The following is a 24,399-nucleotide window of genomic DNA, read 5'->3' on the forward strand; positions in this document are numbered from 1 at the left end:
TCTCCAATTCAGGATGCAGGCGGCAGCGGCAGGTCGATCAGCACGGCGGTACCGGGCGAGCGCTCTTCTATCCTGACGTGGGCGTCGCCGTCATACAGCACCGCCAGCCGTTCGCGCAGGTTCGACAACCCGACACCCGCACCGGCCGACGGCCGGAAGCCCATGCCATCGTCCTCGATCGTCGCCAGCATGCGCGCGCCGCGCCGCTCCAGCCGGACCAGCAGCCGCCCGCCTTCGATCTTGGGCTCCAGGCCATGCTTGATCGCATTCTCGACCACGGGCTGCAGCAGCATCGGCGCCAGCGGCATCGACTCCAGTTCAGGGTCGACCTCGACCGAATAATGCAGCCGCTCGCCCATGCGGATACGGATCAGCGCCAGGTAGTCGCGCAGCAGCTTCGCCTCCTGCGCCACCGTGCCTTGCGTCGCACGGCTGGCGGCCAGCGACGCACGCAGATAGGCGATGAAATGCTCCAGCATCATCGTGGCCTTCTGCGGCGCGGGCTCGATCAGGCTGACCACGTTGGCCAACGTGTTGAACAGGAAGTGCGGCTCGATCTGCGCCTGCAGCAGCTTCATGCGCGCCTCGACCAGCTGCTTTTCCGTCGACAGCGTGCGCACCTGTTCCTGCGCCATGTATTCGGCAATCTTGCGCTCCTCCCACCGCCGCCCGAGCAGGCCCACACGTCCCCAGGTCATGATGCCGTGCACCGCCAGGCCGATGCCCCAGCCCATCAGCGGGCCGCCCGCCCAGGGGCGATGCGACGATCCCATCAGATGGAAGCCGATCAGCATCGCGTTCACCACCACGTAGACCATGGCGTGCAGATAGAAGAAGCGCAGCGCCCGCACGCGGTGGCGGGCTTCTTCGTAGGCGCGTTGCTCGGGGGCGGGGCGCCAGAGGCGGGAGTGGGGGAAAGGCACGGGTGGGTGCGCGGGTGGACGAGTGACCTGGCGAGATTACCACCGCGTGCCTCGGCATCGATATGGCGTTGGCGGGAACCGCCAGATCGGCGGCGCGAATCGCGAGAAATCCGCCGCCAACACCCGCCGGCTGTCATCGCCGTCAGCCAAAACAAAAACGGGCTACGCAATGCGTAGCCCGTTCTTCAATTCTGGTGCCGGCTGCAGGACTCGAACCCGCCACCTGATGATTACAAATCAACTGCTCTACCTGATGAGCTAAGCCGGCATGTCTGGTGCAGACCGCGATTCTACTGCATTGCGGTCGGCTTTGGGATGGCTTACTTCACCACTTTCAGTGCCGGCTTCTTGCCGCCGATGCGGGGCACCGGAGGCGGCGTGTCGTCGTCGCCGGGGCCGGTGTCATTGGTGGTTGCCGGGGTTTCGGCTTCGACCGGGGCGAGCTTGGGCGGAGGGTTGTTTTCGCGTTCGGTGGCGGCCTGGGTTTCCGGCACGCTGCGTTCGACCGGGAAGGCCATGCCCTGTCCGTTCTCACGCGCGTAGATGGCAAGCACGTTTTCGACGGGCACGTCGATCTTGCGGGAGACACCGCCGAAGCGTGCACTGAAGGTGATCCACTCGTTGCCCATGTCCAGGCCGCTGGTGGCGTCGAAGCTGACGTTGAGCACGATCTCGTTGTTCTTGACGAACTCGCGCGGCACGTTGGTGTTGGCGTCGACGAAGACGGCGATGTACGGCGTGAAGCCGTTGTCCGTGCACCATTCGTAGATGGCGCGGATCAGGTAGGGCTTGGTGGAGGTTTCAGGCATTGTGCTTCCAATGGCGCCGCGATGGCCCGAGGGCGGATGCCGTCGGGCCGGTGCCGGTTAGCGGCGCATCACCTTTTCGGACGGGGTGAGCGCTTCGATGTACGCGGGACGGCTGAAAATGCGTTCAGCATACTTCAGCAGCGGCGCGGCGTTCTTCGACAGCTCGATGCCGTAGTGGTCCAGGCGCCACAGCAGCGGCGCGATGGCGACGTCGAGCATCGAGAACTCTTCGCCCAGCATGTACTTGTTCTTGACGAAGATCGGCGCGAGCTGCGTCAGGCGGTCGCGGATCGCGGCGCGGGCGCGTTCGTGGTTCTTTTCCGCGGCCTTGCCCTTTTCGTTCTCCAGCGTGTAGACGTGGGTGAACAATTCCTTTTCGAAGTTGAACAGGAACAGGCGGGCGCGGGCGCGCTGCACCGGGTCGGCCGGCATCAGTTGCGGGTGCGGGAAGCGCTCGTCGATGTATTCGTTGATGATGTTCGACTCATACAGGATGAGATCGCGCTCGACCAGGATAGGCACCTGGCCGTACGGGTTCATCACCGAAATATCTTCGGGCTTGTTGAACAGGTCGACGTCGCGGATTTCAAAATCCATGCCCTTTTCGAACAGGACAAGGCGGCAACGTTGGGAAAACGGGCAAGTCGTACCCGAATACAACACCATCATGGTTGGATTCCTTGGGCTTAGCCGGAGCTGGGTCGGACAGTAAGGTCTGCCATTCTGCCAAAGTCGGCTACCGAAAAGCAAATACGTGGCAAACGAGGCACTTCTTAGTACTGTTTTCGGCGTTCCGTCCGCAAAAAAGCCAGGGGCGGCGCTGCTTTACAGCGACCGCCCCTGGCTTTTTTGATCAGGGCCCGAACCGGCCCTTGTCACAACTTACTTCACGTCCTTCCAGTACGCGGCGTTCAGGCGCCAGGCGAACACGGTGAACACGCCCAGGAACAGCAGCACCCAGACGCCCAGGCGCTTGCGGTGGTTCTGCGCGGGCTCGGCCATCCAGTCGAGGAAGCTGACCAGGTCGGCCGTCATCTGGTCGTACTCGACCTTGCTCAGCTTGCCGGGGCTCAGTTGCTCGAAGCCGGCGAACTTGTGCACCTTCTCGCCGTGCTCTTCGACTTCGGTGAACTTGGCGGCGCGCTGGCCCTGCAGTTCCCACAGCACGTGCGGCATGCCGACGCTCGGGAACACCAGGTTGTTCCAGCCGGTGGCGCGGCTGTCGTCGCGGTAGAACGTGCGCAGGTAGGTGTAGAGCCAGTCATCGCCGCGGGCACGCGCAATCACCGACAGGTCCGGCGGCTGCGCGCCGAAGAAGGCCTTGGCTTCCTTCGGCTGCATGGCGATGTTCATGGTTTCGCCAACCTTCTCCGCGCTGAACAGCAGGTTCTCGCGGATCTGGTCGTCGGTCAGGCCGATGTCCTTGAGCCGGTTGTAGCGCATCATCGACGCGCCGTGGCAGTTCAGGCAGTAGTTGACGAACACCTTGGCGCCGCGCTGCAGCGACGACAGGTCGGCGGTGTTCACCGGCGCCGGCTCGAGGGGGAAGCCCCCCTCCGCAGCCATGGCGGGCGCGCCGGCAATGCAGGCGCCGGCCAGCGCGAGGATCGAAAGCAGCTTTTTCATCTTGTGTCCTTGTGCTCTTGTCGGGGTTCGCTTCGCTCAGTGCGGGTGGAACGTGACACGTTCCGGGACCGGCTTGAACTCGCCGACACGGCTCCACAGCGGCATGGTCAGGAAGAAGGCGAAGTACAGCAGCGTACCGAGCTGCGACACCTTCTCACCGACCGGCGACGGCGGTTGCACGCCGAGATAGCCGAGCACCAGGAACACCACCACGAAGACGATCAGGATGGTCTTGTGGAAAGCGGGACGATAGCGGATGGACTTGACCGGCGAGCAGTCGAGCCACGGCAGGAAGAACAGGATCACCACCGAGCCGCCCATCACCAGCACGCCCCAGAACTTGGCGTCGATGAAGTAGAAGCCCACGGCCAGGATCACCGCGACGGCAACGGCGCCGATCTTCACGCGCGCGTCCTTGCTGCGCAGGAACACCATGCCGAGCAGCAGCGCGAAGAACACCCACAGGATCGGCAGGAAGCTCGACGTGGTGGCGCGCAGCATCGAGTAGTACGGCGTGAAGTACCAGACCGGCGCGATATGCGGCGGGGTTTTCAGCGGATCGGCCGGGAAGAAGTTGTTGTGTTCCAGGAAATAGCCGCCCACTTCCGGGAAGAAGAAGATCACGGCCGAGAACAGGATCAGGAAGCCGCCCACGCCCAGCAGGTCGTGCACCGAGTAGTACGGATGGAACGGGATGCCGTCCAGCGGGATACCGTTTTCATCCTTCTTGGCCTTGATCTCGACGCCGTCCGGGTTGTTCGAGCCCACTTCATGCAGCGCGATGATGTGGGCGATGACCAGGCCCAGCAGCACCAGCGGCACGGCGATGACGTGGAACGAGAAGAAGCGGTTCAGCGTGGCGTCGCTGACCACGTAGTCGCCGCGGATGAACAGCGACAGGTCCTGGCCGATCACGGGAATCGCCGAGAACAGGTTCACGATCACCTGCGCGCCCCAGTACGACATCTGGCCCCACGGCAGCAGGTAGCCCATGAAGGCTTCGGCCATCAGGCACAGGAAGATCAGGCAGCCGAAGATCCAGACCAGCTCGCGCGGCTTGCGGTACGAACCGTACAGCAGGCCCCGGAACATATGCAGGTAGACCACGACGAAGAAGGCCGAGGCGCCGGTCGAGTGCATGTAGCGCACCAGCCAGCCCCACGGGACTTCGCGCATGATGTATTCCACGCTGGCAAAGGCTACGGGAATGCCGGCGGCGTTCAGCGTGCCGTCGGGCTTGTAGTTCATCACCAGGAAAATGCCGGTGACGATCTGGATCACCAGCACCAGCAGCGCCAGCGAACCGAAGAAATACCAGAAGTTGAAGTTCTTCGGCGCGTAGTAGCGCGACAGGTGGTCTTCCCACAGCTGGGTCGCGGGGAAGCGGGCGTCGATCCAGCCCAGCAGGCCGGTCGTCTTGACTTGTTTTTCGGCCGCCATGATCAGGCTTCTCCTTTCTCGTCCTTGCCGATCACGATCTTGCTGTCGGACAGGAACTGGTAGGGGGGAACATCGAGATTCTGCGGAGCCGGCTTGTTCTTGAAGACGCGCCCGGCAAGGTCGAAGGTCGATCCGTGGCAGGGGCAGAGGAAACCGGGATCAGCGCCGAGCTGAGGATTGGCGCCGGGGGCGAAGGGGCCCGACGGGGAACAGCCGAGATGGGAACAGATGCCCACGACGACCAGCACATCCTTGTGTTCCGGACGGGAGCGGGTTTCGTTCTTGCAGTACTCGGGCGTCTGCATGGTGAACGGAATATCGGAATTGGGATCGGCCACTTCGCCGTCCGTCTTCTTCAGCGACGCCAGTTGCTCCTCCGTGCGCCGCATGATCCAGACCGGTTTGCCGCGCCACTCGACGGTCATCATCTCGCCCGGTTTCAGGGCGCCGATATCCGCCTCGACTGGGGCACCCGCGGCCTTGGCCTTCTCCGATGGTGCAAAGGTACTGACGAAAGGAACCGCTACCGCTACGCCTCCGACGCCGCCAGCGACGGATGTCGCGATCAACCAATTGCGGCGACCTTTATCCACGCTCTTCACGTCTTGCTGGTCACTCATTCCAAACCCCAGGGGAAGTCAATTTAGATTTTGCGTCAACCATAAAGTGTACCTTAGACACCTGCGCACTAGATAGGCAGAAAATGCCACGGCCTCGCGCGATTATCGGACATGCATCCCGGAAATCCGCCTGCGCGCTTGATTTCCGGTGAGTGATGCGGCAGGCTTCCAGCTTGAAACCGTTCATCCATAGCCACAAGAAGGAGAACCCCCCATGGGCATGATCTCGGAATTCAGAACCTTCGCCGTACGCGGCAACGTCATCGACCTGGCGGTTGGTGTGATCATCGGCGCGGCCTTCGGCAAGATCGTGGATTCGGTGGTGAACGACCTGATCATGCCGTTGGTGAGCCGTGTTGTGGGCAAGCTGGATTTCTCCAGCCTGTTCATTGTTCTGGCGGATCCCCCTCCCGGGACACCGCAGACGCTCGATGCCATGAAGAAGGCCGGCGTACCGGTGTTTGCCTATGGCAACTTCCTCACCATCGTCGTCAACTTCATGATCCTGGCCTTCATCATCTTTCTGATGGTGCACGCCTTCAACCGGATGCGTGCCGAAGAACCCGCACCGCCGCCCGCCGCGCCTCCTGAGGAAGTCACGCTGCTGCGTGAGATCCGGGACAGCCTGAAAGCACGCTGATTTCGAATCCCGAACGATAGAACGGCCCCGCTGGGGCCGTTTTGTTTTTTGTCAGATCAGACCGGATTCGGAATATCGATAAAGGTATGGCGCAGGCCGAAGCGCTCGGCCACATGCTCGCCCAGCGAGCGGATGCCATAGCGTTCGGTGGCATGATGGCCTGCCGCCAAGTACGCCACGCCGCTCTCGCGCGCCAGGTGCGTGGTCTGCTCCGAGACCTCTCCACTGAGATAGGCATCGACGCCCGCGGCCACCGCGGCATCGAAATACCCTTGCGCCCCGCCCGTGCACCAGCCGACGGTGCGGATCATCTGGCCCGGCTCGCCGATCGCCAGCGGCTCGCGCCCGAGCACGCCGCCGACATGCGCTGCCAGCGCGGACAGCGGCATCGGTGCGGGCAGCGTACCGGTCCAGCCCAGCTGGTCGTCGCTGAAGCGGCCGGTGGGAGTAAAGCCGAGCTGCAGGCCAAGCTGGGCGTTGTTGCCGAATTCCGGATGGTTGTCCAGCGGCAGGTGGTAGGCGAACAGATTGATATCCGCCCCGAGCAAACGCTTCAGGCGCGCATGCTTCTGCCCCACCACGCGCGCATCCTCGTTTTTCCAGAAATAGCCGTGATGCACGAGGATGGCATCGGCGCCCGCCTCGACCGCGGCATCGACCAGCGCCAGGCTCGCCGTGACCCCCGTCACCACGTGTGTGATCTCCGAGCGACCTTGCACTTGCAGCCCGTTGGGACAATAGTCCTTGTAGCGGGAAACTTCCAACAGGTCGTTCAAGTACAATTCAAGCTCTTTTGTTTTCATTTTCTGCTCAAAACTCCAATATGTTGCGGCGCTTTTGGCTGTTCTTTGCCCAGGCTGTCACCGTCGTGCTGGCGGTCTGGTTCGTCGTGGCAACGCTCAAGCCAGAATGGCTGCAGAGGGGGCGCGTCGCGGTCCAGTCCGGCTCGCCCATCGTGGCGCTCAAGGAGGTTGTGCCCAACGTGTCAGGCCCTGCGGCCGAAGGGTCATACAGCGAAGCCGCCCAGCTGGCCATGCCGGCGGTGGTCAATATCTTTACCAGCAAGAACGGCAACAAGCGCTCGCCCAACCCGCAGGCCGAGGATCCGTGGTTCCGCTTCTTCTTCGGCGACCGCCTGCCGGAGCGGCAGGAGCCGGTCTCCAGCCTGGGCTCGGGCGTCATTGTCAGCGCCGAGGGTTACATTCTAACCAACCATCACGTGGTGGACGGCGCCGACGAAATCGAGATTGCGCTGACCGATGGCCGCAAGGCCAATGCCAAGATGGTCGGCTCCGACCCGGAAACCGACCTGGCCGTGCTGAAGGTGACGCTCAAGGACCTGCCCGCGATCACGCTGGGCCGGCTCGAGAATGTGAAGGTGGGCGATGTGGTGCTGGCCATCGGCAATCCGTTCGGCGTGGGCCAGACCGTGACCATGGGCATCGTGTCCGCGCTGGGCCGCAGTCACCTGGGCATCAACACCTTCGAGAACTTCATCCAGACCGATGCCGCGATCAACCCGGGCAACTCGGGCGGCGCACTGGTGGATGCACAGGGCAACCTGCTGGGCATCAACACGGCAATCTATTCGCGTTCGGGCGGTTCGCTGGGTATCGGCTTCGCCATTCCGGTATCGACGGCCAAGCAGGTGATGGAGTCGATCATCTCGACCGGCAGCGTGACGCGCGGCTGGATCGGCGTGGAACCGCAGGACATGACACCGGAGATTGCCGAATCGTTCGGGCTCGATGCCAAGGAAGGCGCACTGATCGCCGCCGTGGTCCAGGGTGGTCCGGCCGACAAGGCGGGCGTGCGGCCCGGCGATGTGCTGACCAAGGTGGATGGCTTGTCGATCACGGACACCACGGCGCTTCTCAATGCCATTGCGCAGCTCAAGCCCGGCGTAGACATCAAGATGACGGTGATCCGCCGCGGCAAGCCGACTGACCTGACAGTGACCATCGGCAAACGGCCGCCGCCGCCGCGCCGCTCGCTGCCGTTCGAAGAGGAAGAGTAAGCCGGACCTTCGTGTACCGGAGTGAGCAAACCCGCCAGCGATGGCGGGTTTTTTTTATGGCCGTGTCGATTCCGGAAGCCTGGATCGTGGCAACGGCAAGAGGCGGGGACGGCTTGCGCCCGCATTTGGCAGAGTCGCATGCGTCATGCCTCACGACAGCAGTTGTGCAGGCGATTGCAACGCATCCATATGGGTCCGCCGGCATGCAATGCTTGACGACCCAACCCGCGCAGCCTGCGGGGAATATGCCGACCGGTCCTGCCTCAATGGAGAGCCGCGCCGGCTGACAGAGAACGCGAAAGCCGCGCAGGGCGCGCCGCCATGTTCACCGACTGTCCAACCGTGGAGTAGCACAAAAGAAAACGCCGGCATCCTTGCGGATGCCGGCGTTTTTCAAGCCAACCTTAAGCGGGCGGAAGCCCGCGTCAGATTAGAACTTGTGGCGCAGGCCGACCACAGCACCGAACTGGTCCTTGCCAGCCTGGACGGTGTTGAAGCCGTTCACGCCCAGCAGCGAACCGTTGTCGTTCAGAGCGTACGACAGCGAGGTGTACACGTCGGTGCGCTTCGACAGCGCGTAGTCGGCGGTCACGACGAATTGCCACGGATCGGCGTCGGTCTTGCGGAAGTCTTGGTAGTACGCAGCGCCCGACAGCGAGAACGCCGGGGTCAGCTGGTAACCCAGACCCAGCCAGTACAGGTTGGAGGTACCGTTGATGCCCAGCGGGTTGGCGGTAGTTGCGACTTGGCCCGGCAGGCTCGCGCCGTCAGCAGCCTTGGCCCAACGGTAGCCAGCGTAGACCTTGGCCGGGCCGAAGGCGTAGTTGGCACCAACGGTGGCGCGGCGGATACGCTGACCGCTTGCGTCGACAGGAGCAGCGGCGGGGCCGGTGGTCGTGCCGTGCACTTCGTCATAAGCAGCACCAACCGAGAACGGGCCGGCTGCGTAGTTCAGCATGGCGCCATACTCTTGGCCGCGGCGGAAGGCGCCGGCAACTTCTTGGCCGTTGTTGTTGAAGCTGTAGAAGGCCGACGCGGTCAGGCCACCGAACTTGCCGATGTACTTGACGGTGTTGTCAGCGCGCGAAGCGAAAGCGGCGTCCTGAGCCAGGATACCGTAGCGCGACGAGATGGCCATCGGGTCATAGATCAGACCGAAGTCGTAGAAGGCGGTCTGTTGACGGCCCAGCAGCAGCGAACCGAAGTTGCTTTGCAGACCGACATAGGCTTGACGACCAAACAGACGACCACCTTGAGCCGAACGGCCGTCATCGAGGTCGAAACCGCTTTCCAGGACGAACACGCCCTTCAGACCGCCACCCAGGTCTTCCACGCCACGCAGGCCCCAGCGCGAACCGGACTGGTTACCCGACGACATGCGGAACAGATCGTCGCCGGCAGCGTTGGCCTTGCTGACGTATTCGAGGCCGACGTCAGCCACGCCGTACAGGGTCACGCTCGACTGGGCATACGCGCCACCAGCGGCCAGAGCGGCGACGGCAGCAGCAAACAGTTTCATCTTCATATCGACACTTTCCTTGTCAACTGATTGGGAAATCTTGGTTGCCCAAGTGCTTGGGCGACGCATTTACATTCACGTCTGCTGCGTATTATGTGCCAGCCCCCCCGGCCGTCAGAAGGCTTTTTCGGCGTAAACCATGCTTACTGGCGGTTTTTGTTGTCGGGGAGCAACAGGAAAGCGGGCAAAAATCCCCACTTTGGTGCAAACACGCGCAGCGGCCTCCGAAAAAGCCCTGCCTCAGCGCGATTCGTCGGGCTGCGTTTCTGCTGAAGTGGCTTCTCCGGCGGCGGGGCGGCCGACAAAGCGCGCCAGGATCAGGCCAAGTTCATAGAGCGCCACCAGCGGAACGGCCAGCAGCAACTGCGAAAGCACGTCCGGCGGCGTCACGATGGCGGCAATGATGAAGGCCCCGACGATCACATAGGGGCGGATCTGCTTGAGCTTTTCCAGTTCCACCACGCCAAAGCGCACCAGCACGATCACCACCACCGGCACTTCGAAGGTAATGCCGAAGGCCAGGAACGTGGTCATGGCAAAGCTGAGGTATTTGTCGATGTCGGTGGACATCTCCGCCCCCAGCGGCGCGTTGTAGTGCGCCATGAAATGGAACACCGTGGGAAACACCAGAAAATACGCAAACGCCACGCCGCACAGGAACAGGAAATAACTGCTCGATACCAGCGGCAGGATCAGGCGTTTCTCATGCTGGTACAGGCCGGGCGCGACAAACTGCCAGACCTGGTACAGCACCCACGGCAGCGCGATCAGGAACGCCACCAGCAAGGTCACCTTCATCGGCACGAAGAACGAGCCGGTCACGTCCGTGACGATCATCTTGCCGCCCTTGGGCAGCGATTCCATCAGCGGCGCGGAGAACAGGTTGAAGATGACCGGCGCCCAGTAGACCAGCGAGACGAACACCAGGATGATGCCGGCCACCGCCTTGACCAGGCGCTGGCGCAACTCGATCAGGTGGGAGATGAAGGTTTCCTGCTGCGACTCGTCTTGCGGGTCTTGGGGATCGGAGGACCGGGTGTCGCTCATGGCGTGAACCGCTCAGCCGCGAGGGCTGGCAAGTGGATCGATGAAACCGCAACGGGGCGGCGTGGGGAGGCGGACACAACGACAGCGGCCATGGCGGCCGGCAGGATTTCGCCGCGCGCCATGTTTATTCGAAGAAGGAACGGGATGGCCGGGTGGCCGGCCGGTGCCGCTTGACGCGTGCCGCGCCGGACTGCACCCAGACGCGGACATTGTGCTGGCGCTTGAACCACAGCGGACGGGCGCCCTGCTTGACGCGCCAGCTCTTGCGCCCGTTGTGCGCCTTGTGCGCGGCGTCCCAGCTGGGCACGAAGCCGCCGCTGGCGTCACTGCCGGCGCCAGCGCCGGTGGCTGCGCCGGCTTCCGTGCCGCCCAGCGCTTCGTTGAGCGCCTGGGTCTGCTCGCTGACTTCCTTGTGGATAGTGCGCTCGACATCGCGCGCGGCATCCTCGAATTCCGTGCGCATCTTGCGCAGTTCTTCCAGCTCGACCTCACGGCTGACTTCGGCCTTGACGTCGTTGATGTAACGCTGGGCGCGGCCGACCAGCGCGCCCACCGTGCGCGCCACCTTGGGCAGCCGTTCGGGACCGATCACGATCAGTGCCACGGCGCCGATCAGCGCCAGCTTGGAAATGCCGAGATCAATCATGCGGACACATCATGCGGACAACATGCGGAATAGCGCGGGCGCGGGACAACACGCAGGCAGCGAGGTTTGCGTAGAAGGGATGGCACACCGCCGGATTACTGCTGGCGGGTCTTTTCCTTGGCTTCGACGTCGATGGTGGTGGAGTCGCGCAGTTCCTTGGACTGGGCAGGATCGGCGGCCGCCTTGCCTTCGCCGTCCTTCATGCCGTCCTTGAAGCCCTTGACCGCGCCGCCCAGGTCCTGGCCGATATTGCGCAGCTTCTTGGTGCCGAACACCAGCATGACGATCACCAGCACGATCAGCCAGTGCCAAATGCTAAACGAACCCATTTTTTGCTCCTGATGCAGCCGCGGGCGCAATCATTGATGCCCGGACCCGTTGTTCCGTCCCGTGATGGCCGCGCCGGGCGACGGTTGCCGGCGCAGCTTCTGCCCGGGCGTTGCCGCCGCGGACGCTCCCCTGCCAAGGCTGCCCGGTCAGGGCAGCGGCCCACCCCAGGCGTGGCGCGGTCCACCGAGCACATGCAGGTGCAGGTGGTAGACCTCCTGTCCGCCGTCCGGCCCGGTGTTGATCACCGTCCGGAAGCCGTTGGAACAGCCGGCCGCGCGCGCCAGTTCAGGCACCTTCAGCATCATTCTAGCAAGCACCTCTCCTTCGCCGGTGCCGCAATCGGCCAGCGAGTCGACATGCGCTTTGGGAATGACCAGCAAGTGTACCGGGGCCTTGGGATGGATATCGTGGAAAGCCAGCATGTCGTCGTCTTCATAGACTTTGCGCGACGGTAGCTGGCCGGCCACGATCTTGCAGAAGATGCAATTATCCTGAGCGTTCATGAAAGTTTCATTGCGACGACCGCGGCACCGGCGACCACCCGATGCATCGGTGCGCCCGACATCAGAACTGCTGGTCCGGATACATCGGCTTGCTGTCGTTCAGATACAGCCAGCCCTTGACGATACGATACAGCATCCACAGCGACAGCACGCCCCAGACTGCGAAGGCCAGCGGCATCAGCACGACTGTCGCGAACAGCACCCCGCCCAGCACGCCCCACGCCACAGACCACCAGAACGAGCGGATCTGCCAGGCGAAGTGCGACGCATACAGCGACCCGCGCGCGTCGTCGCGCTTGACGTAGTCGATCACGATGGCGATCAGCGCGGTGATGCCGCCGGTGAGCCAGAAGATCGCATACAGCGCGTAAAGAATGTGCAGCAGCTTGCGCAGGCTGCCCAGCTGCTCGCCGCTGGGGGTGGTGACCTGCCCGGTGTAGTCGTTCGCCATGATCGCCCTCGGTTGGAAGCCTGCCTTGCGGCAGGCGGGAGACCGGCCGGCATGCGCGCCGGCTAGTCCTTGCGCCGGGCCTTCTCTTCCAGGCCGGACAGCCCTTCGCGCCGCGCCAGCTCGTTGACCACGTCAGCCGGCGTCAGGCCGAAGTTTGCCAGCAAGACCATGCTGTGGAACCACAGGTCGGCCACTTCATAGACCAGCTTGCCGGCCGCGGCGCCGCTTTCGCCGGCGGCGCGCGCGTCCTTGGCGGCCATCACGGTCTCGGTGGCTTCCTCGCCGATCTTCTTCAGGATGGCGTCGTCGCCCTTGCTGAACAGGCGCGCCACGTAGGACTTGTCGGGGTCGCCGCCGTTGGCGGGCTTGCGCGATTCCAGCACCTCGGCCAGGCGCGCCAGGACATCGTTGCTGCTGAGTACGTTGTCGCTCATGGCTTGGTGTAGATCTGGGCAGGGTCCTTCAGCACCGGCTCGACGGTCTGCCAGTCGCCGGTATCCGCATCGCCCTCGAATTTCTGGAAGAAGCAGGAATGGCGCCCGGTATGGCAGGCAATGCTGTCGACCTGCGTTACCTTCAGCAGCACCACGTCTTCATCGCAGTCCAGACGGATCTCGTGCACCTTCTGCACGTGGCCCGACTCTTCGCCCTTGTGCCACAGGCGCTTGCGCGAGCGCGACCAGAACACGGCCTCGCCCAGTTCCGCGGTGCGCAGCAGCGCCTCGCGGTTCATGAATGCGAACATCAGCACGTCGTTCGAGCCGACTTCCTGCACGATCACCGGCACCAGGCCGTTGTCGTCCCATTTCACCTTGTTGAGCCACTTCTTCGGCATGATCAGATCCGCACCGGAATGCCCTTGCGGGCCATGAATGCCTTGGCTTCGCCCACGGTGTGTTGGCCGTAGTGGAAGATGCTGGCGGCCAGCACCGCGTCGGCGCGGCCCTGGGTGATGCCGTCGGCGAGGTCCTGCAGGCCGCCGACACCGCCCGAGGCGATCACCGGCACGGGCACCGCATCGCTGACCGCGCGGGTTAGTTCAAGATCGAAGCCGCTTTTGGTGCCGTCGCGGTCCATGCTGGTCAGCAGGATCTCGCCGGCGCCGCGCATGGCCATGTCACGCGCCCATTGCACGGCGTCCAGCCCCGTTGCCTTGCGCCCGCCGTGGGTGAAGACCTCCCAGCGCGGCGCTTCGCCCGGGGCGGAGCTGCGCTTGGCGTCGATCGCAACCACGATGCACTGCGAGCCATAGCGCGCGGTGGCGTCCGACACCAGCTGCGGGTTGGCGATCGCCGACGAGTTGACGCTGATCTTGTCGGCGCCGGCATTGAGCAGGCGGCGCACGTCTTCGACGGTGCGCACGCCGCCGCCGACCGTCAGCGGGATGAACACCTGAGAGGCGACGTCCTCGATGATATGCAGCATCAGGTCGCGCCCGTCGCTGGTCGCGGTGATGTCGAGGAATGTGATCTCGTCGGCGCCCTGCTCGTCATAGCGGCGCGCGATTTCCACGGGATCGCCCGCGTCGCGCAGCTCGACAAAGTTGACGCCCTTGACCACCCGCCCGTTGGTCACGTCCAGGCAGGGGATGATACGTTTGGCTAGCATGAGATTCCTTGTCCGCCACCGCTGCCGTACCGGCAGCGGCCAGGCGGCCGCGCCCCGCGGCGCCGTTGCCTTATTGCCCGTTGCGCAGCTTGTCGGCGCGCGCCTGCGCGTCGGCAAAGTTGAGGTCGCCGGAGTAGATCGCGCGGCCGCAGATCACCCCTTCGACGCCCTCGCCTTCCACCGCGCAAAGGTTGTCGATATCGGCCAGGTTGGACAGCCCGCCGCTGGCGATCACCGGGATCGACATCGACTGCGCCAGCTTGACGGTGGCATCGATGTTGATCCCCTGCAGCATGCCATCGCGGCCGATGTCGGTGTAGATGATGGCCTCGACGCCGTAGTCTTCATACTTGCGCGCCAGGTCCGCCACTTCGTGGCCGGTCAGCTTGCTCCAGCCATCGGTGGCCACCTTGCCGTCCCTGGCATCGAGCCCGACGATGATATGGCCGCCGAAGGCCGAGCAGGCGTCCTTCAGGAACCCCGGGTTCTTCACCGCCGCGGTGCCAATGATGACGTAGGAAAGCCCGTCGTCCAGCCAGCGCTCGATGGTATTCAGGTCGCGGATGCCGCCGCCCAGCTGCACCGGGATCTCGTCGCCGACCTCGGCGATGATGGACTTGATGGCCGCCTCGTTGCGGGGCTTGCCGACGAACGCGCCGTTCAGGTCCACCAGGTGCAGGCGGCGGGCGCCCTGCTCCACCCAGTGGCGTGCCATGGCGGCGGGATCTTCGGAAAAGACGGTGGCCTGGTCCATGTCGCCTTGTTTGAGGCGTACACACTGACCGTCCTTCAGGTCGATGGCCGGAATGAGCAACATATGCGTGACGAGCGTGGTTGAGTGAGTGAGATTGAGCGAGACCGGCGCGTGCCGGTCAGGTCGGGTCGATAGTCGATCGGAAACGGTTCAGGTGCCGGGTCGGTTAGCGGTCGAGCATCGGGTAAACAAGCGAATCGCGAATGGCAAGGCTGCGCTTCAGGGATTCCAGTGGACGAAGTTCCGGTACAGCTGCAGGCCCAGGGCCGCGCTTTTCTCGGGGTGGAACTGCGTCGCGAAAATATTATCGCGCGCTACCGCGCTGGTAAACACGACTCCGTATTCCGTTTCGCCGGCAATATGGGCCGGATCCTGCGCCTGCACATAGTAGCTGTGGACGAAATAGAACCAGCTGTCGTCCGGAATGCCGTGCCACAGCGGGTGCGGCCTGGCCTGGCGCACCCGGTTCCAGCCCATCTGCGGCACCTTGTAGCGCGAGCCGTCGGGCTGCGTCATGCCGTCCAGCGCAAAGCGTACGACTTGTCCGGGCATCAGGCCCAGCGCCGGGGTGCGATCCGCGCCGGCGCGGCTTTCGGTGCTGAATTCGAACAGCATCTGCTCGCCCACGCACACGCCCAGCATCGGCTTGCTGGCGGCGGCCTCGACCACCGCTTGCTGCAATCCGGACGCACCCAGCGCCGACATGCAGTCAGGCATCGCGCCCTGGCCCGGCAGCACCACGCGGTCCGCCGAGCGGATGCCTTCGGGCGCATCCACCACCCGCACATCGGCTTCAGGCGCCGCGGCACGCAGCGCCTGCGCCACCGAGCGCAGGTTGCCCATGCCGTAATCCACAATTGCTATGGTAGTCATGATTTCAAAACAGGCAACAATGTCTTCAGCCCGTCCACAATGAATTCCACGGCCAGCGCCGACAGGATCAAGCCCATCAGGCGCGTGCCGATATTGATGCCGGTGCGCCCGATCACCCGCGCGATCGGGTCCGCCGCGCGGAACACCAGGTACACCACCGCGCCCAGCAGCGCGCCGATGCCGACCAGGATCAGCAACTGGTACCAGTGCTGAGTCTTGCCGGCATAGACGATCACCGTGCTGATCGAGCCCGGCCCGGTCAGCAGCGGCAGCGCCAGCGGCACCACCGCGATGCTGGACTTTACCTCGGCCTCGTCCTCTTCTTCCGGCGTCGCCTTGGTGCGGCTGGTTTGCGCATTCAGCATGTTCATGGCCATCATGATCATGATGAGCCCGCCGCCCACCTGCAGCGACGCCACCGAGATATTGAAGAACTCGATGATCTGCTGCCCCAGCAACGCCGATACCGCCACCACGATCGCCACCGAGATCGACGCGATCTTGATGGTACGCAGCTTTTCCGCTTCGGTCTGCAGGCTGGTCAGGCTGATGAAGAACGGGATCGCCCCGATCGGGTTGATCAGCGCCAGCAGCGAGATAAACGACTTGAGCGTATCCATCGGTTGCGGTTGCCAGCATTGCTGGCCGTATGGGCTAGAGAGGTGGGCGGGCGCCGCAACCAGCCGGCACGCCTACGGGTTCAGAAGGCTCAGAGCGTACCCTTGGTCGACGGGATCGTGTTGGCCGCGCGCGGGTCCAGCTCCACCGCCATGCGCAGCGCCCGGCCAAAGGCCTTGAATACGGTCTCGCACTGGTGATGGGCGTTGATGCCGCGCAGGTTGTCGATATGCAGCGTGACGCCGGCATGATTGACGAAGCCGCGGAAGAACTCGATGGTCAGGTCCACGTCGAAGCTGCCCACGCGCGCACGCGTGAAGGGCACGTGGAATTCCAGGCCCGGGCGGCCGGAGAAATCGATCACCACGCGCGACAGGCATTCATCCAGAGGAACGTAGCTGTGGCCATAGCGGGTGATGCCCTTCTTGTCGCCGATGGCGCGGGCCACCGCCTGGCCGAGCGTGATGCCCACGTCTTCCACCGTATGGTGGTCGTCGATATGCGTGTCGCCGGTGGCTTCGACCTCCAGGTCGAACATGCCATGCCGGGCGATCTGGTCCAGCATGTGGTCGAGGAACGGCACGCCGGACGCCAGTTTCTGGCGGCCGCTGCCGTCGAGATTCAGGGAAACGCGAATTTGCGTTTCCGAAGTATTGCGGGTGACCTCTGCAACACGCATGGTGTTAATCCTGCAGCGACGCTGCGAATGCCTCAAGGAACTGCGCGTTTTCTTCGGGCGTGCTGACCGTGACGCGCAGACAATTGGCCAGCAACGGGTGCATTTTACTCACGTTCTTGATCAATACCTTCCGCGCCAGCAGGCGCTCGAAGGTCTGTGCGGCATCCGGCACGCGCACCAGCAGGAAATTGGCGGCGCTGGGGAACACGGTAACCCCGGCCTGGGCGGCCATGCCGTCGGCCACGCGGGTGCGTTCGGCACGCAGCTGCGCGGCCTGTTCGTCGAGCACCGACACATGCTCGAGCGCGAACAGCGCGGCGGCCTCGGTCAGCACGTTGACGTTGTAGGGCGGCCGCACCTTGTCCAGCTGCGCCAGCCATTCGGGCGCGCCGGCCAGGTAGCCCAGGCGGATGCCGGCCAGGCCCAGCTTCGATACGGTGCGCATCACCAGCAGGTTGCCGAACTCCGTCAGGCGCGGCATCCAGCTGTGCTGGGCGAACGGCTGGTAGGCCTCGTCGACCACCACCAGGCTGTTGCAGACCTCGCCCTGGGCGGCGCGGATGATGGCCTCCATGTCGGCGGCGTCGAACAGGTTGCCGGTGGGGTTGTTCGGGTAGGCCAGATAGATGATGGCGGGCTGCTGCGCGGCCATCTCCGCCAGCATCGCGGCGCGGTCAAGCGTGAAGTCGGCGCGCAGCGGCACGCCGACGAACTGCAGGCCGGCAAACTGCGCCGACATCGCGTACATGACGAAGCCCGGCACCGGCGCCATCACCTTCGCGCCCGGCCTGGCCGCGGCCAGCGCCAGCATGCTGATGAGCTCGTCCGAGCCGTTGCCGAGCAGCACGTCCATGCCGGCCGGCACCTGCATCACGCGCTTGAGCGCGGCGCGCAGCGCTTCGCTGCTGGGCACCGGGTAGCGGTTCAGCGCCACCTCGCCCAGCCGCTCGGCCAGCTGCCGGCGCAGCGCGGGCGGCAGGCGGTACGGGTTTTCCATCGCGTCGAGCTTGACCAGACCGTGCGAATCCGGCACGTGGTAGGCGCCCATGGCGCGCACGTCGTCACGGATGATGCGTTCGATCAGGGAGGGCTCTACGACTGACATGGAAGCTCCAGGTGGGTTGGGTCAGGGATTCAGCTACGCTTGAAACGGTATTCCGCGCTGCGGGCGTGGGCCTGCAGGCCTTCGCCGTAGGCCAGTTCGGCGGCGATCTGGCCCAGCATCTGCGCGCCGCCCTCGCTGACCTCGATCAGGCTCGAGCGCTTCTGGAAGTCATAGACGCCCAGCGGCGACGAGAAGCGCGCGGTGCGCGAGGTCGGCAGCACGTGGTTGGGGCCGGCGCAGTAGTCGCCCAGCGACTCGCTGGTATAGCGGCCCAGGAAGATGGCGCCGGCGTGGCGGATCTTCTCGCTCCACTGGCGCGGGTTCTCGGCGGAGATCTCGAGGTGCTCCGGCGCGATCGCGTTGGCGATCTCGCACGCTTCTTCCATGTCGCGCACCTTGATCAGCGCACCGCGGCCGGAGATCGACGCGGCGATCACGTCGCGGCGCGGCATGGTGCCGAGCTGGCGCTGGATGCTGGCGTCGACGCGGGCGATATAGTCCGAGTCCGGGCACAGCAGGATCGACTGCGCCAGTTCGTCGTGCTCGGCCTGCGAGAACAGGTCCATCGCCACCCAGTCGGGGTCGGTGGTGCCGTCGCAGATCACCAGGATCTCGGAGGGGCCGGCGATCATGTCGATGCCAACGGTGCCGAACACGCGCCGCTTGGCCGCGGCGACATAGGCGTTGCCCGGGCCGACGATCTTGTCGACCTGCGGCAGCGTCGCGGTGCCGTAGGCGAGCGCACCAACTGCCTGCGCGCCGCCGATGGTGAACACGCGATCGACGCCGGCGATCTGCGCCGCGGCCAGCACCAGTTCATTGCGCACGCCGCCGGGCGTGGGCACGACCATGATGATTTCCTTGACGCCCGCCACGCGCGCGGGAATCGCGTTCATCAGCACCGACGACGGATACGCGGCCTTGCCGCCCGGCACGTAGATGCCGACGCGGTCCAGCGGCGTCACCTTCTGGCCCAGCATGGTGCCGTCGGCCTCGGTGTATTCCCAGCTGTGGCTGCCGCACTCGATCTTCTGCTTCTCGTGGTAGGCGCGCACGCGCGCGGCGGCGGCCTCCAGCGCGGCGCGGCGCTTGGGCTCGAGGTCTTCGAGCGCGGCCTCCAGCTGCTGCTGCGATATCTCGAGCGCGCCCATCGACGCCGCTTCGACGCGGTCGAAGCGGCGGGTGTATTCCAGCACCGCGGCATCGCCGCGCGACTTCACGTCGGCCAGGATCTGCGCGGCGGCGCGATCGATGGCCTCGTCCTCGCCGGCCTCGAAGGCCAGCACCTGGCGCAGTGCCTCGGCAAAGCCCGGTTCGCTGGAATCGAGCCGGCGGATCGGCAGGCTTTCCATATCGGTTGGGTTCATGACTTCTGTTCCTGTCAGGCGGCGACCCCGGCCTCAGGCCAGCGCCGCTGAAGCGCGTTCGAAGGCGTCGAGGATCGGTGCCAGCCGCTCGCGCTTGAGTTTGAGCGCGGCCTGGTTCACCACCAGCCGCGACGAGATCTGCACGATCTCTTCCACTTCCACAAGATTGTTGGCGCGCAGCGTGCTGCCGGTGCTGACCAGGTCGACGATGGCGTCGGACAGTCCCACCAGCGGGCCCAGCTCCATCGAACCGTACAGCTTGATCAGGTCGACGTGAACGCCCTTTTTCGCAAAATGCTCGCGCGCGGTCTGCACGTACTTGGTGGCCACGGCCAGGCGCGCGCCCTGGCGCACGGCATTGGCGTAGTCAAACCCGGCCGGCACCGCCACCGACATGCGGCAGCGCGCGATGTTCAGGTCGATCGGCGCGTACAGCCCGGCCATGCCGTTTTCCATCAGCACGTCCTTGCCGGCCACGCCGAAGTCGGCCGCGCCGTACTGCACGTAGGTCGGCACGTCCGACGCGCGCACGATCACCACGCGCACCGCCGGGTCGGAGGTCGGCAGGATCAGCTTGCGCGAGGTCTCGGGGTCCTCGGTGACGCGGATGCCGGCGGCTTCCAGCAGCGGCAGCGTCTCGGTGAAGATGCGGCCCTTGGACAGCGCCAGCGTCAGCTGGTTGGGCGATGCATTGAAAGCGGGGCTCATCGGGCTTCAGTCCTTGGTGCTCAGGCAATGCGGCGGATCTTCGCGCCCACTGCCGACAGCTTGTCTTCCATGCGGTCGTAGCCGCGGTCCAGGTGGTAGATGCGGTCGATCACGGTCTCGCCGTCGGCGACCAGGCCGGCGATCACCAGGCTGGCCGAGGCGCGCAGGTCGGTCGCCATCACGTTGGCGCCGGACAGGCGCGGCACGCCGTTGACCACCGCGGTATTGCCTTCGACGGTGATGTCGGCGCCCAGGCGGTTCAGCTCCTGCACGTGCATGAAGCGGTTTTCGAAGATGGTCTCGGTCACGCGCGCGGTGCCTTCGGCCACCGCGTTCAGCGCCATGAACTGGGCCTGCATGTCGGTCGGGAACGCCGGGTATTCCGAGGTGCGGAAGCTCACGGCCTTGGCGCGGTGCGGCATCGCCAGGCGGATCCAGTCGGCGCCGGTCTCGAGCCTTGCGCCGGCTTCGCGCAGCTTGTCGAGCACGGTGTCGAGGATCTCGGGCTGCACGCCGCGCAGCACCAGGTCGCCCAGCGTCGCGGCCGCCGCGCACAGGAAGGTGCCGGCCTCGATGCGGTCGGCGATGACGCTGTGGCTGGCGCCATGCAGGCGCTCGACGCCATGCACCACCAGGCGGTCGGTGCCGATGCCGTCGATCTTCGCGCCCATCTTGACCAGCAGGTGGGCCAGGTCGGTCACCTCGGGCTCGCGCGCGGCGTTTTCCAGCACGGTCTCGCCTTCGGCCAGCGTGGCGGCCATCAGCAGGTTCTCGGTGCCGGTCACGGTGATCATGTCGGTGACCACGCGCGCGCCCTTCAGGCGTTTGGCGCGGGCATGGATAAAGCCGTGCTCGATGGTGATCTCGGCGCCCATCGCCTGCAGGCCCTTGATGTGCTGGTCGACCGGGCGCGCGCCGATGCCGCAGCCGCCCGGCAGCGACACGCGGGCCTCGCCGAAGCGCGCCACCAGCGGGCCCAGCACCAGGATCGAGGCGCGCATGGTCTTGACCAGCTCGTACGGGGCCTCGAGCACATTGACGTCGGCGCCGTTCAGGGTCACGCGCGCGCCGTCGAATTCCGCCTGCATGCCCATCAGGCGCAGCAGCTTGAGCGTGGTGCGCACGTCCTGCAGGTTCGGCACGTTGTCCAGCGCGACGGTGTCGGCCGTCAGCAGGCCCGCGCACAGGATCGGCAGGGCGGCGTTCTTGGCGCCCGATACGCGGATTTCACCCTTGAGCGGGCCGTTGCCGTGAATCTGGAATTTGTCCATGTTCTGAGGTCTGGTCCGGGCACGCGCCCGGCATCATTGTTCTGGAGCCGCGCAGGGGCGCGGCGCATTGTGCCTTACTTGCCTTCGCCCGCCTGCCACTCCGCCGGGGTCAGGGTCTTCATCGACAGCGCGTGGATCTCGGCGCGCATGCGGTCGCCCAGCGCCGCGTAGACACGCTGGTGGCGCTGGATCAGGCGCTTGCCTTCGAATTCGTTGCTGACGATGGTGGCAAAGAAATGCTGGCCATCGCCCTCGACCTGCAGATGTTCGCAGGGCAGTCCCTGGGCAATGTAGTCCCTGACTTGTTCCGGTGTAGGCAGCATGGGGGTTCTCTTCAGCGTGATTCAGCTTGATTCAACAGGGCCGGCCACAGTTCAGTGGCGCAGCTTGTACCCGGACTTCAACAGGCGCAGCGCCAGCGCGGCCAGCACCACGAATGCCGATCCGACCACCGCCAGGCTGAACAGCGGCGACACGTCCGAGACGCCGAAGAAGCCATAGCGGAAGCCGTCGATCATGTAGAAGAACGGATTGGCGTGGGATACCGCCTGCCAGAAGGCCGGCAGCGAATGGATCGAATAGAACACGCCGGACAGGAAGGTCGCCGGCATGATCAGGAAATTCTGGAACGCGGCCAGCTGGTCGAACTTCTCGGCCCAGATGCCGGCGATCAGCCCCAGCGTGCCGAGGATGCCCGCGCCCAGCAGCGCAAACACCAGGATCCAGCCCACGTTGGCGAAATGCAGGTTGGCGAACCAAGCGGTCACCAATAACACGCCGAGGCCGACGGTCAGCCCGCGGATCACCGACGCCACCACGTAGGCGCCGAACATTTCCCAGTGCGACAGGGGCGGCAGCAGCACGAACACCAGGTTGCCGGTGATCTTGGACTGGATCAGCGACGAAGAACTGTTGGCGAACGCGTTCTGCAGCACGCTCATCATCACCAGCCCGGGCACCAGGAAGGCGGTGTAGCTGATCTGGTCATAGACCTTGACCCGGTCTTCCAGCACATGGCCGAAGATCAGCAGGTACAGCACCGCGGTCAGCACCGGCGCGGCCACGGTCTGGAAGCTCACTTTCCAGAAGCGCAGCACTTCCTTGTACAGCAGGGTGCGGAAGCCGACCAGGCCGCCGACGGCCATCGGCCCCAGGCCGGTGTCTTCCAGGACTTCGATTTCGCCAGGCTGCTTCATGCCGCGGCCTCCATCGCCGGGTCGGGCAGCGCGCCGGGCATATGCCCCTCGCGGCGCATGATCTGCACGAATACGTCCTCGAGGTCGGCCTTGTTGATTTCCATGTCTTCGATGTCACAGCCCGCTTCGCGGCAGGCGGCCAGGATCGGCTCCACCGCCTGGTAACCCGACAGCCGCAGCCGCACCGCGCGCTCGCCGGGGTTGGCCGGCATGCGCAGCGGCTCCAGCGCGGGCGGCAGGCCGCCGCGCGCGAAGGTCAGCACCAGTTGCAGCCCGGCAAACTGGGTCAGCAGGTTGCTGGTGCGGTCCAGCGCCACCACTTCGCCGAACTTGAGCATGGCGATGCGGTCGCACAGTGCCTCGGCCTCTTCGAGGTAATGCGTGGTCAGGATGATGGTGTGCCCTTCGCGGTTCAGGCGCGAGATGAATTTCCACAGCGTTTGCCGCAACTCCACGTCGACGCCGGCGGTGGGCTCGTCGAGCACGATCACCGGCGGGCGGTGCACCAGCGCCTGCGCCACCAGCACGCGCCGCTTCATGCCACCGGACAGCTGGCGCATATTGGCGTCCGCCTTCCCGGTCAGGTCCAGGTTGGCCATGATCTCGTCGATCCAGTCGTCGTTGCGGGTCAGGCCGAAATAGCCGGACTGCAGCCGCAGCGTCTCGCGCACCGTGAAGAACGGATCGAACACCAGCTCCTGCGGCACCACGCCCAGCATACGCCGGGCCATCCGGTAATCGGCGACGACATCGTGCCCAAGCACACTGACGCGGCCGGAATCGGCCCGGTTCAGGCCGGCGAGGATCGAGATCAGCGTGGTCTTGCCGGCGCCGTTGGGCCCGAGCAGGCCGAAGAATTCGCCGCGTTCGACGGTGAAGCTGACGCCCTTGAGCGCCTGCAGGTTGCGGTAGCGCTTGCGAACGTCGTGGATTTCAATGGCTTTCATGGCCGATTGTTTGTGGCGGGTCCGGCTCTTTCGGGGCTGGCCGCCAGGAAATGGCGAGCAACTGCGTGCCCGGGTATCCTGCTCCGGCATGGATCGGGCCGGCAACAGGCGGGGGATGGGCGAACAACCCGGAATTATAGGGGATGCGGGGTTGGTCCCGCTTGATCCCTGCCGGATGCGCCCGGGCTCGGCAACCGCGCCGGCGGTTGCCGCGGCATCGCGTGCGGCCGCCTGCTGGCGACCGGCGATGCCGGATCAATGTCGGTGGTGGTGTCCCGGTGGGGTGGCGGCAGGCGCTGCTGCGCTTGCCAGGCCGAGCAGGCCGTCGACGCCGTACAGGCTGGCCAGTTGCGCCAGCTCCGCCGGCACGCCGCGCAGCACCAGCGCCTGGCCGCGCGCCACGGCGGCCCGGTGCCACGCCAGCAGGACGGCGACGGCAGCGGAGTCCACCTGTGCCAGGCCGGTGCAGTCCACCTCGACATCGCCCTGGGCCACGCGCGCCAGCCCGTCGCGCAGCACGGCGGCGGCATTCTGGTTGGTCAGCGAGTTACCCGTGGAAAGCATGGCGTCAGTGGCCTGGATGGGAAATGAAACAAGAGGTCCGAAACGACGGCTCCCGCCTGAAGGCGGGAGCCGGGATGGCGAACGGCCATTGTAGAGCACTTCGGCGCGCCGTGCTGCATTGCAGCGGCGCAGCGCGCG

At 65.0% G+C, this 24,399-nt stretch carries 30 protein-coding genes and 1 tRNA gene; 2 read left to right on the forward strand and 29 right to left on the reverse strand.

Going from position 1 to position 24,399, the window contains the following annotated elements; all coding sequences use genetic code 11:
* Positions 1-8 precede the first annotated feature (8 nt).
* The 7 genes from CBM2594_RS15320 to petA all read right to left on the reverse strand — a co-directional run bounded on the left by CBM2594_RS15320 (position 9) and on the right by petA (position 5,418).
* Positions 9-923 (reverse strand): sensor histidine kinase, encoded by a 915-nt coding sequence (locus tag CBM2594_RS15320; protein WP_116357570.1) that lies wholly within the window; start codon positions 921-923, stop codon positions 9-11.
* Positions 924-1,115: 192 nt separating this feature from the next.
* Positions 1,116-1,191: transfer RNA gene (locus CBM2594_RS15325), tRNA-Thr, on the reverse strand.
* 52 nt (positions 1,192-1,243) lie between these two features.
* Positions 1,244-1,732 carry a ClpXP protease specificity-enhancing factor gene (locus tag CBM2594_RS15330; protein WP_116357571.1) on the reverse strand — a complete coding sequence of 163 codons (489 nt, stop codon included), beginning with the start codon at positions 1,730-1,732 and terminating at the stop codon, positions 1,244-1,246.
* 57 nt (positions 1,733-1,789) lie between these two features.
* A complete protein-coding gene (locus CBM2594_RS15335) occupies positions 1,790-2,401 on the reverse strand; it encodes a glutathione S-transferase N-terminal domain-containing protein (protein ID WP_010812311.1) in 612 nt (203 codons plus the stop codon).
* A 213-nt stretch (positions 2,402-2,614) separates the two neighbouring features.
* Complete coding sequence (locus CBM2594_RS15340; RefSeq protein WP_116357572.1) at positions 2,615-3,358, reverse strand: cytochrome c1; 744 nt, start codon at positions 3,356-3,358, stop codon at positions 2,615-2,617.
* Between the two features lie 36 nt (positions 3,359-3,394).
* Positions 3,395-4,798 carry a cytochrome b gene (locus CBM2594_RS15345; protein ID WP_116357573.1) on the reverse strand — a complete coding sequence of 468 codons (1,404 nt, stop codon included), beginning with the start codon at positions 4,796-4,798 and terminating at the stop codon, positions 3,395-3,397.
* Positions 4,799-4,800: 2 nt separating this feature from the next.
* Positions 4,801-5,418: a ubiquinol-cytochrome c reductase iron-sulfur subunit gene (petA, locus tag CBM2594_RS15350; RefSeq protein WP_116357574.1), complete on the reverse strand. Its 618-nt coding sequence runs from the start codon at positions 5,416-5,418 to the stop codon at positions 4,801-4,803.
* 214 nt (positions 5,419-5,632) lie between these two features.
* On the opposite strand from petA, the gene mscL reads away from it, so the two are divergent.
* Positions 5,633-6,058, forward strand: a complete 426-nt coding sequence (gene mscL / locus CBM2594_RS15355) for a large conductance mechanosensitive channel protein MscL (RefSeq protein ID WP_116357575.1) — start codon at positions 5,633-5,635, stop codon at positions 6,056-6,058.
* Between the two features lie 56 nt (positions 6,059-6,114).
* Here mscL and CBM2594_RS15360 read toward each other — a convergent pair whose 3' ends face one another.
* Positions 6,115-6,861 carry a Nif3-like dinuclear metal center hexameric protein gene (locus CBM2594_RS15360; RefSeq protein ID WP_116357576.1) on the reverse strand — a complete coding sequence of 249 codons (747 nt, stop codon included), beginning with the start codon at positions 6,859-6,861 and terminating at the stop codon, positions 6,115-6,117.
* Positions 6,862-6,881: 20 nt separating this feature from the next.
* Here CBM2594_RS15360 and CBM2594_RS15365 point away from each other — a divergent pair, with 20 nt between their 5' ends.
* Entirely contained in the window at positions 6,882-8,075 is a 1,194-nt protein-coding gene (locus CBM2594_RS15365; protein WP_112776715.1) for a Do family serine endopeptidase, read from the forward strand.
* A gap of 430 nt (positions 8,076-8,505) precedes the next feature.
* Here the strand turns inward: CBM2594_RS15365 and CBM2594_RS15370 are convergent, their stop codons facing one another.
* The 21 genes from CBM2594_RS15370 to CBM2594_RS15470 form a co-directional block, all read right to left on the reverse strand.
* Positions 8,506-9,600 carry a porin gene (locus CBM2594_RS15370; RefSeq protein WP_116357577.1) on the reverse strand — a complete coding sequence of 365 codons (1,095 nt, stop codon included), beginning with the start codon at positions 9,598-9,600 and terminating at the stop codon, positions 8,506-8,508.
* A 234-nt stretch (positions 9,601-9,834) separates the two neighbouring features.
* Entirely contained in the window at positions 9,835-10,641 is an 807-nt protein-coding gene (gene tatC / locus CBM2594_RS15375; RefSeq protein ID WP_116357578.1) for a twin-arginine translocase subunit TatC, read from the reverse strand.
* A gap of 124 nt (positions 10,642-10,765) precedes the next feature.
* Complete coding sequence (gene tatB / locus CBM2594_RS15380) at positions 10,766-11,287, reverse strand: Sec-independent protein translocase protein TatB (RefSeq protein ID WP_116357579.1); 522 nt, start codon at positions 11,285-11,287, stop codon at positions 10,766-10,768.
* A 95-nt stretch (positions 11,288-11,382) separates the two neighbouring features.
* The gene (tatA, locus tag CBM2594_RS15385; protein WP_010812321.1) at positions 11,383-11,616 is read right to left on the reverse strand and encodes a Sec-independent protein translocase subunit TatA; all 234 of its coding nucleotides are present in this window, start codon (positions 11,614-11,616) and stop codon (positions 11,383-11,385) included.
* Between the two features lie 147 nt (positions 11,617-11,763).
* Entirely contained in the window at positions 11,764-12,120 is a 357-nt protein-coding gene (locus CBM2594_RS15390) for a histidine triad nucleotide-binding protein (protein WP_116357580.1), read from the reverse strand.
* Between the two features lie 61 nt (positions 12,121-12,181).
* Positions 12,182-12,571: a DUF4870 family protein gene (locus CBM2594_RS15395; RefSeq protein WP_115705107.1), complete on the reverse strand. Its 390-nt coding sequence runs from the start codon at positions 12,569-12,571 to the stop codon at positions 12,182-12,184.
* 62 nt (positions 12,572-12,633) lie between these two features.
* A complete protein-coding gene (locus CBM2594_RS15400; protein ID WP_116357581.1) occupies positions 12,634-13,005 on the reverse strand; it encodes a phosphoribosyl-ATP diphosphatase in 372 nt (123 codons plus the stop codon).
* A complete protein-coding gene (hisI, locus tag CBM2594_RS15405) occupies positions 13,002-13,406 on the reverse strand; it encodes a phosphoribosyl-AMP cyclohydrolase (protein WP_116357582.1) in 405 nt (134 codons plus the stop codon). Before hisI ends, CBM2594_RS15400 begins: the two co-directional genes overlap by 4 nt.
* A 2-nt stretch (positions 13,407-13,408) precedes the next feature.
* A complete protein-coding gene (gene hisF, locus CBM2594_RS15410; RefSeq protein ID WP_116357583.1) occupies positions 13,409-14,179 on the reverse strand; it encodes an imidazole glycerol phosphate synthase subunit HisF in 771 nt (256 codons plus the stop codon).
* Between the two features lie 70 nt (positions 14,180-14,249).
* Entirely contained in the window at positions 14,250-14,996 is a 747-nt protein-coding gene (gene hisA, locus CBM2594_RS15415) for a 1-(5-phosphoribosyl)-5-[(5-phosphoribosylamino)methylideneamino]imidazole-4-carboxamide isomerase (RefSeq protein WP_116357584.1), read from the reverse strand.
* 156 nt (positions 14,997-15,152) lie between these two features.
* On the reverse strand, positions 15,153-15,806 hold the full coding sequence (hisH, locus tag CBM2594_RS15420) for an imidazole glycerol phosphate synthase subunit HisH (protein ID WP_174079115.1): 654 nt from the start codon (positions 15,804-15,806) through the stop codon (positions 15,153-15,155).
* Entirely contained in the window at positions 15,803-16,426 is a 624-nt protein-coding gene (locus CBM2594_RS15425; protein WP_116357585.1) for a YchE family NAAT transporter, read from the reverse strand. Before CBM2594_RS15425 ends, hisH begins: the two co-directional genes overlap by 4 nt.
* 89 nt (positions 16,427-16,515) lie before the next feature.
* Entirely contained in the window at positions 16,516-17,103 is a 588-nt protein-coding gene (gene hisB / locus CBM2594_RS15430) for an imidazoleglycerol-phosphate dehydratase HisB (protein ID WP_010812330.1), read from the reverse strand.
* Between the two features lie 4 nt (positions 17,104-17,107).
* Positions 17,108-18,208: a histidinol-phosphate transaminase gene (hisC, locus tag CBM2594_RS15435; protein ID WP_116357586.1), complete on the reverse strand. Its 1,101-nt coding sequence runs from the start codon at positions 18,206-18,208 to the stop codon at positions 17,108-17,110.
* Positions 18,209-18,237: 29 nt separating this feature from the next.
* Positions 18,238-19,575: a histidinol dehydrogenase gene (gene hisD, locus CBM2594_RS15440; RefSeq protein ID WP_116357587.1), complete on the reverse strand. Its 1,338-nt coding sequence runs from the start codon at positions 19,573-19,575 to the stop codon at positions 18,238-18,240.
* A gap of 33 nt (positions 19,576-19,608) precedes the next feature.
* Positions 19,609-20,283: an ATP phosphoribosyltransferase gene (gene hisG, locus CBM2594_RS15445; RefSeq protein WP_012354092.1), complete on the reverse strand. Its 675-nt coding sequence runs from the start codon at positions 20,281-20,283 to the stop codon at positions 19,609-19,611.
* Positions 20,284-20,303: 20 nt separating this feature from the next.
* Positions 20,304-21,554 (reverse strand): UDP-N-acetylglucosamine 1-carboxyvinyltransferase, encoded by a 1,251-nt coding sequence (gene murA / locus CBM2594_RS15450; protein WP_116357588.1) that lies wholly within the window; start codon positions 21,552-21,554, stop codon positions 20,304-20,306.
* 74 nt (positions 21,555-21,628) lie between these two features.
* On the reverse strand, positions 21,629-21,877 hold the full coding sequence (locus CBM2594_RS15455) for a BolA family protein (protein WP_062801931.1): 249 nt from the start codon (positions 21,875-21,877) through the stop codon (positions 21,629-21,631).
* A 51-nt stretch (positions 21,878-21,928) separates the two neighbouring features.
* Positions 21,929-22,750 (reverse strand): ABC transporter permease, encoded by an 822-nt coding sequence (locus CBM2594_RS15460; protein WP_373457576.1) that lies wholly within the window; start codon positions 22,748-22,750, stop codon positions 21,929-21,931.
* Positions 22,747-23,697, reverse strand: coding sequence for an ABC transporter ATP-binding protein (locus CBM2594_RS15465; RefSeq protein ID WP_112776708.1), 951 nt, complete (start codon positions 23,695-23,697; stop codon positions 22,747-22,749). The genes CBM2594_RS15460 and CBM2594_RS15465 overlap by 4 nt, the downstream gene beginning before the upstream one ends.
* A 255-nt stretch (positions 23,698-23,952) precedes the next feature.
* Complete coding sequence (locus CBM2594_RS15470; RefSeq protein WP_116357589.1) at positions 23,953-24,261, reverse strand: STAS domain-containing protein; 309 nt, start codon at positions 24,259-24,261, stop codon at positions 23,953-23,955.
* Positions 24,262-24,399 lie beyond the last annotated feature (138 nt).

Origin of the sequence: Cupriavidus taiwanensis, from assembly GCF_900249755.1 — a bacterium.
GTDB lineage: Bacteria > Pseudomonadota > Gammaproteobacteria > Burkholderiales > Burkholderiaceae > Cupriavidus > Cupriavidus taiwanensis_D.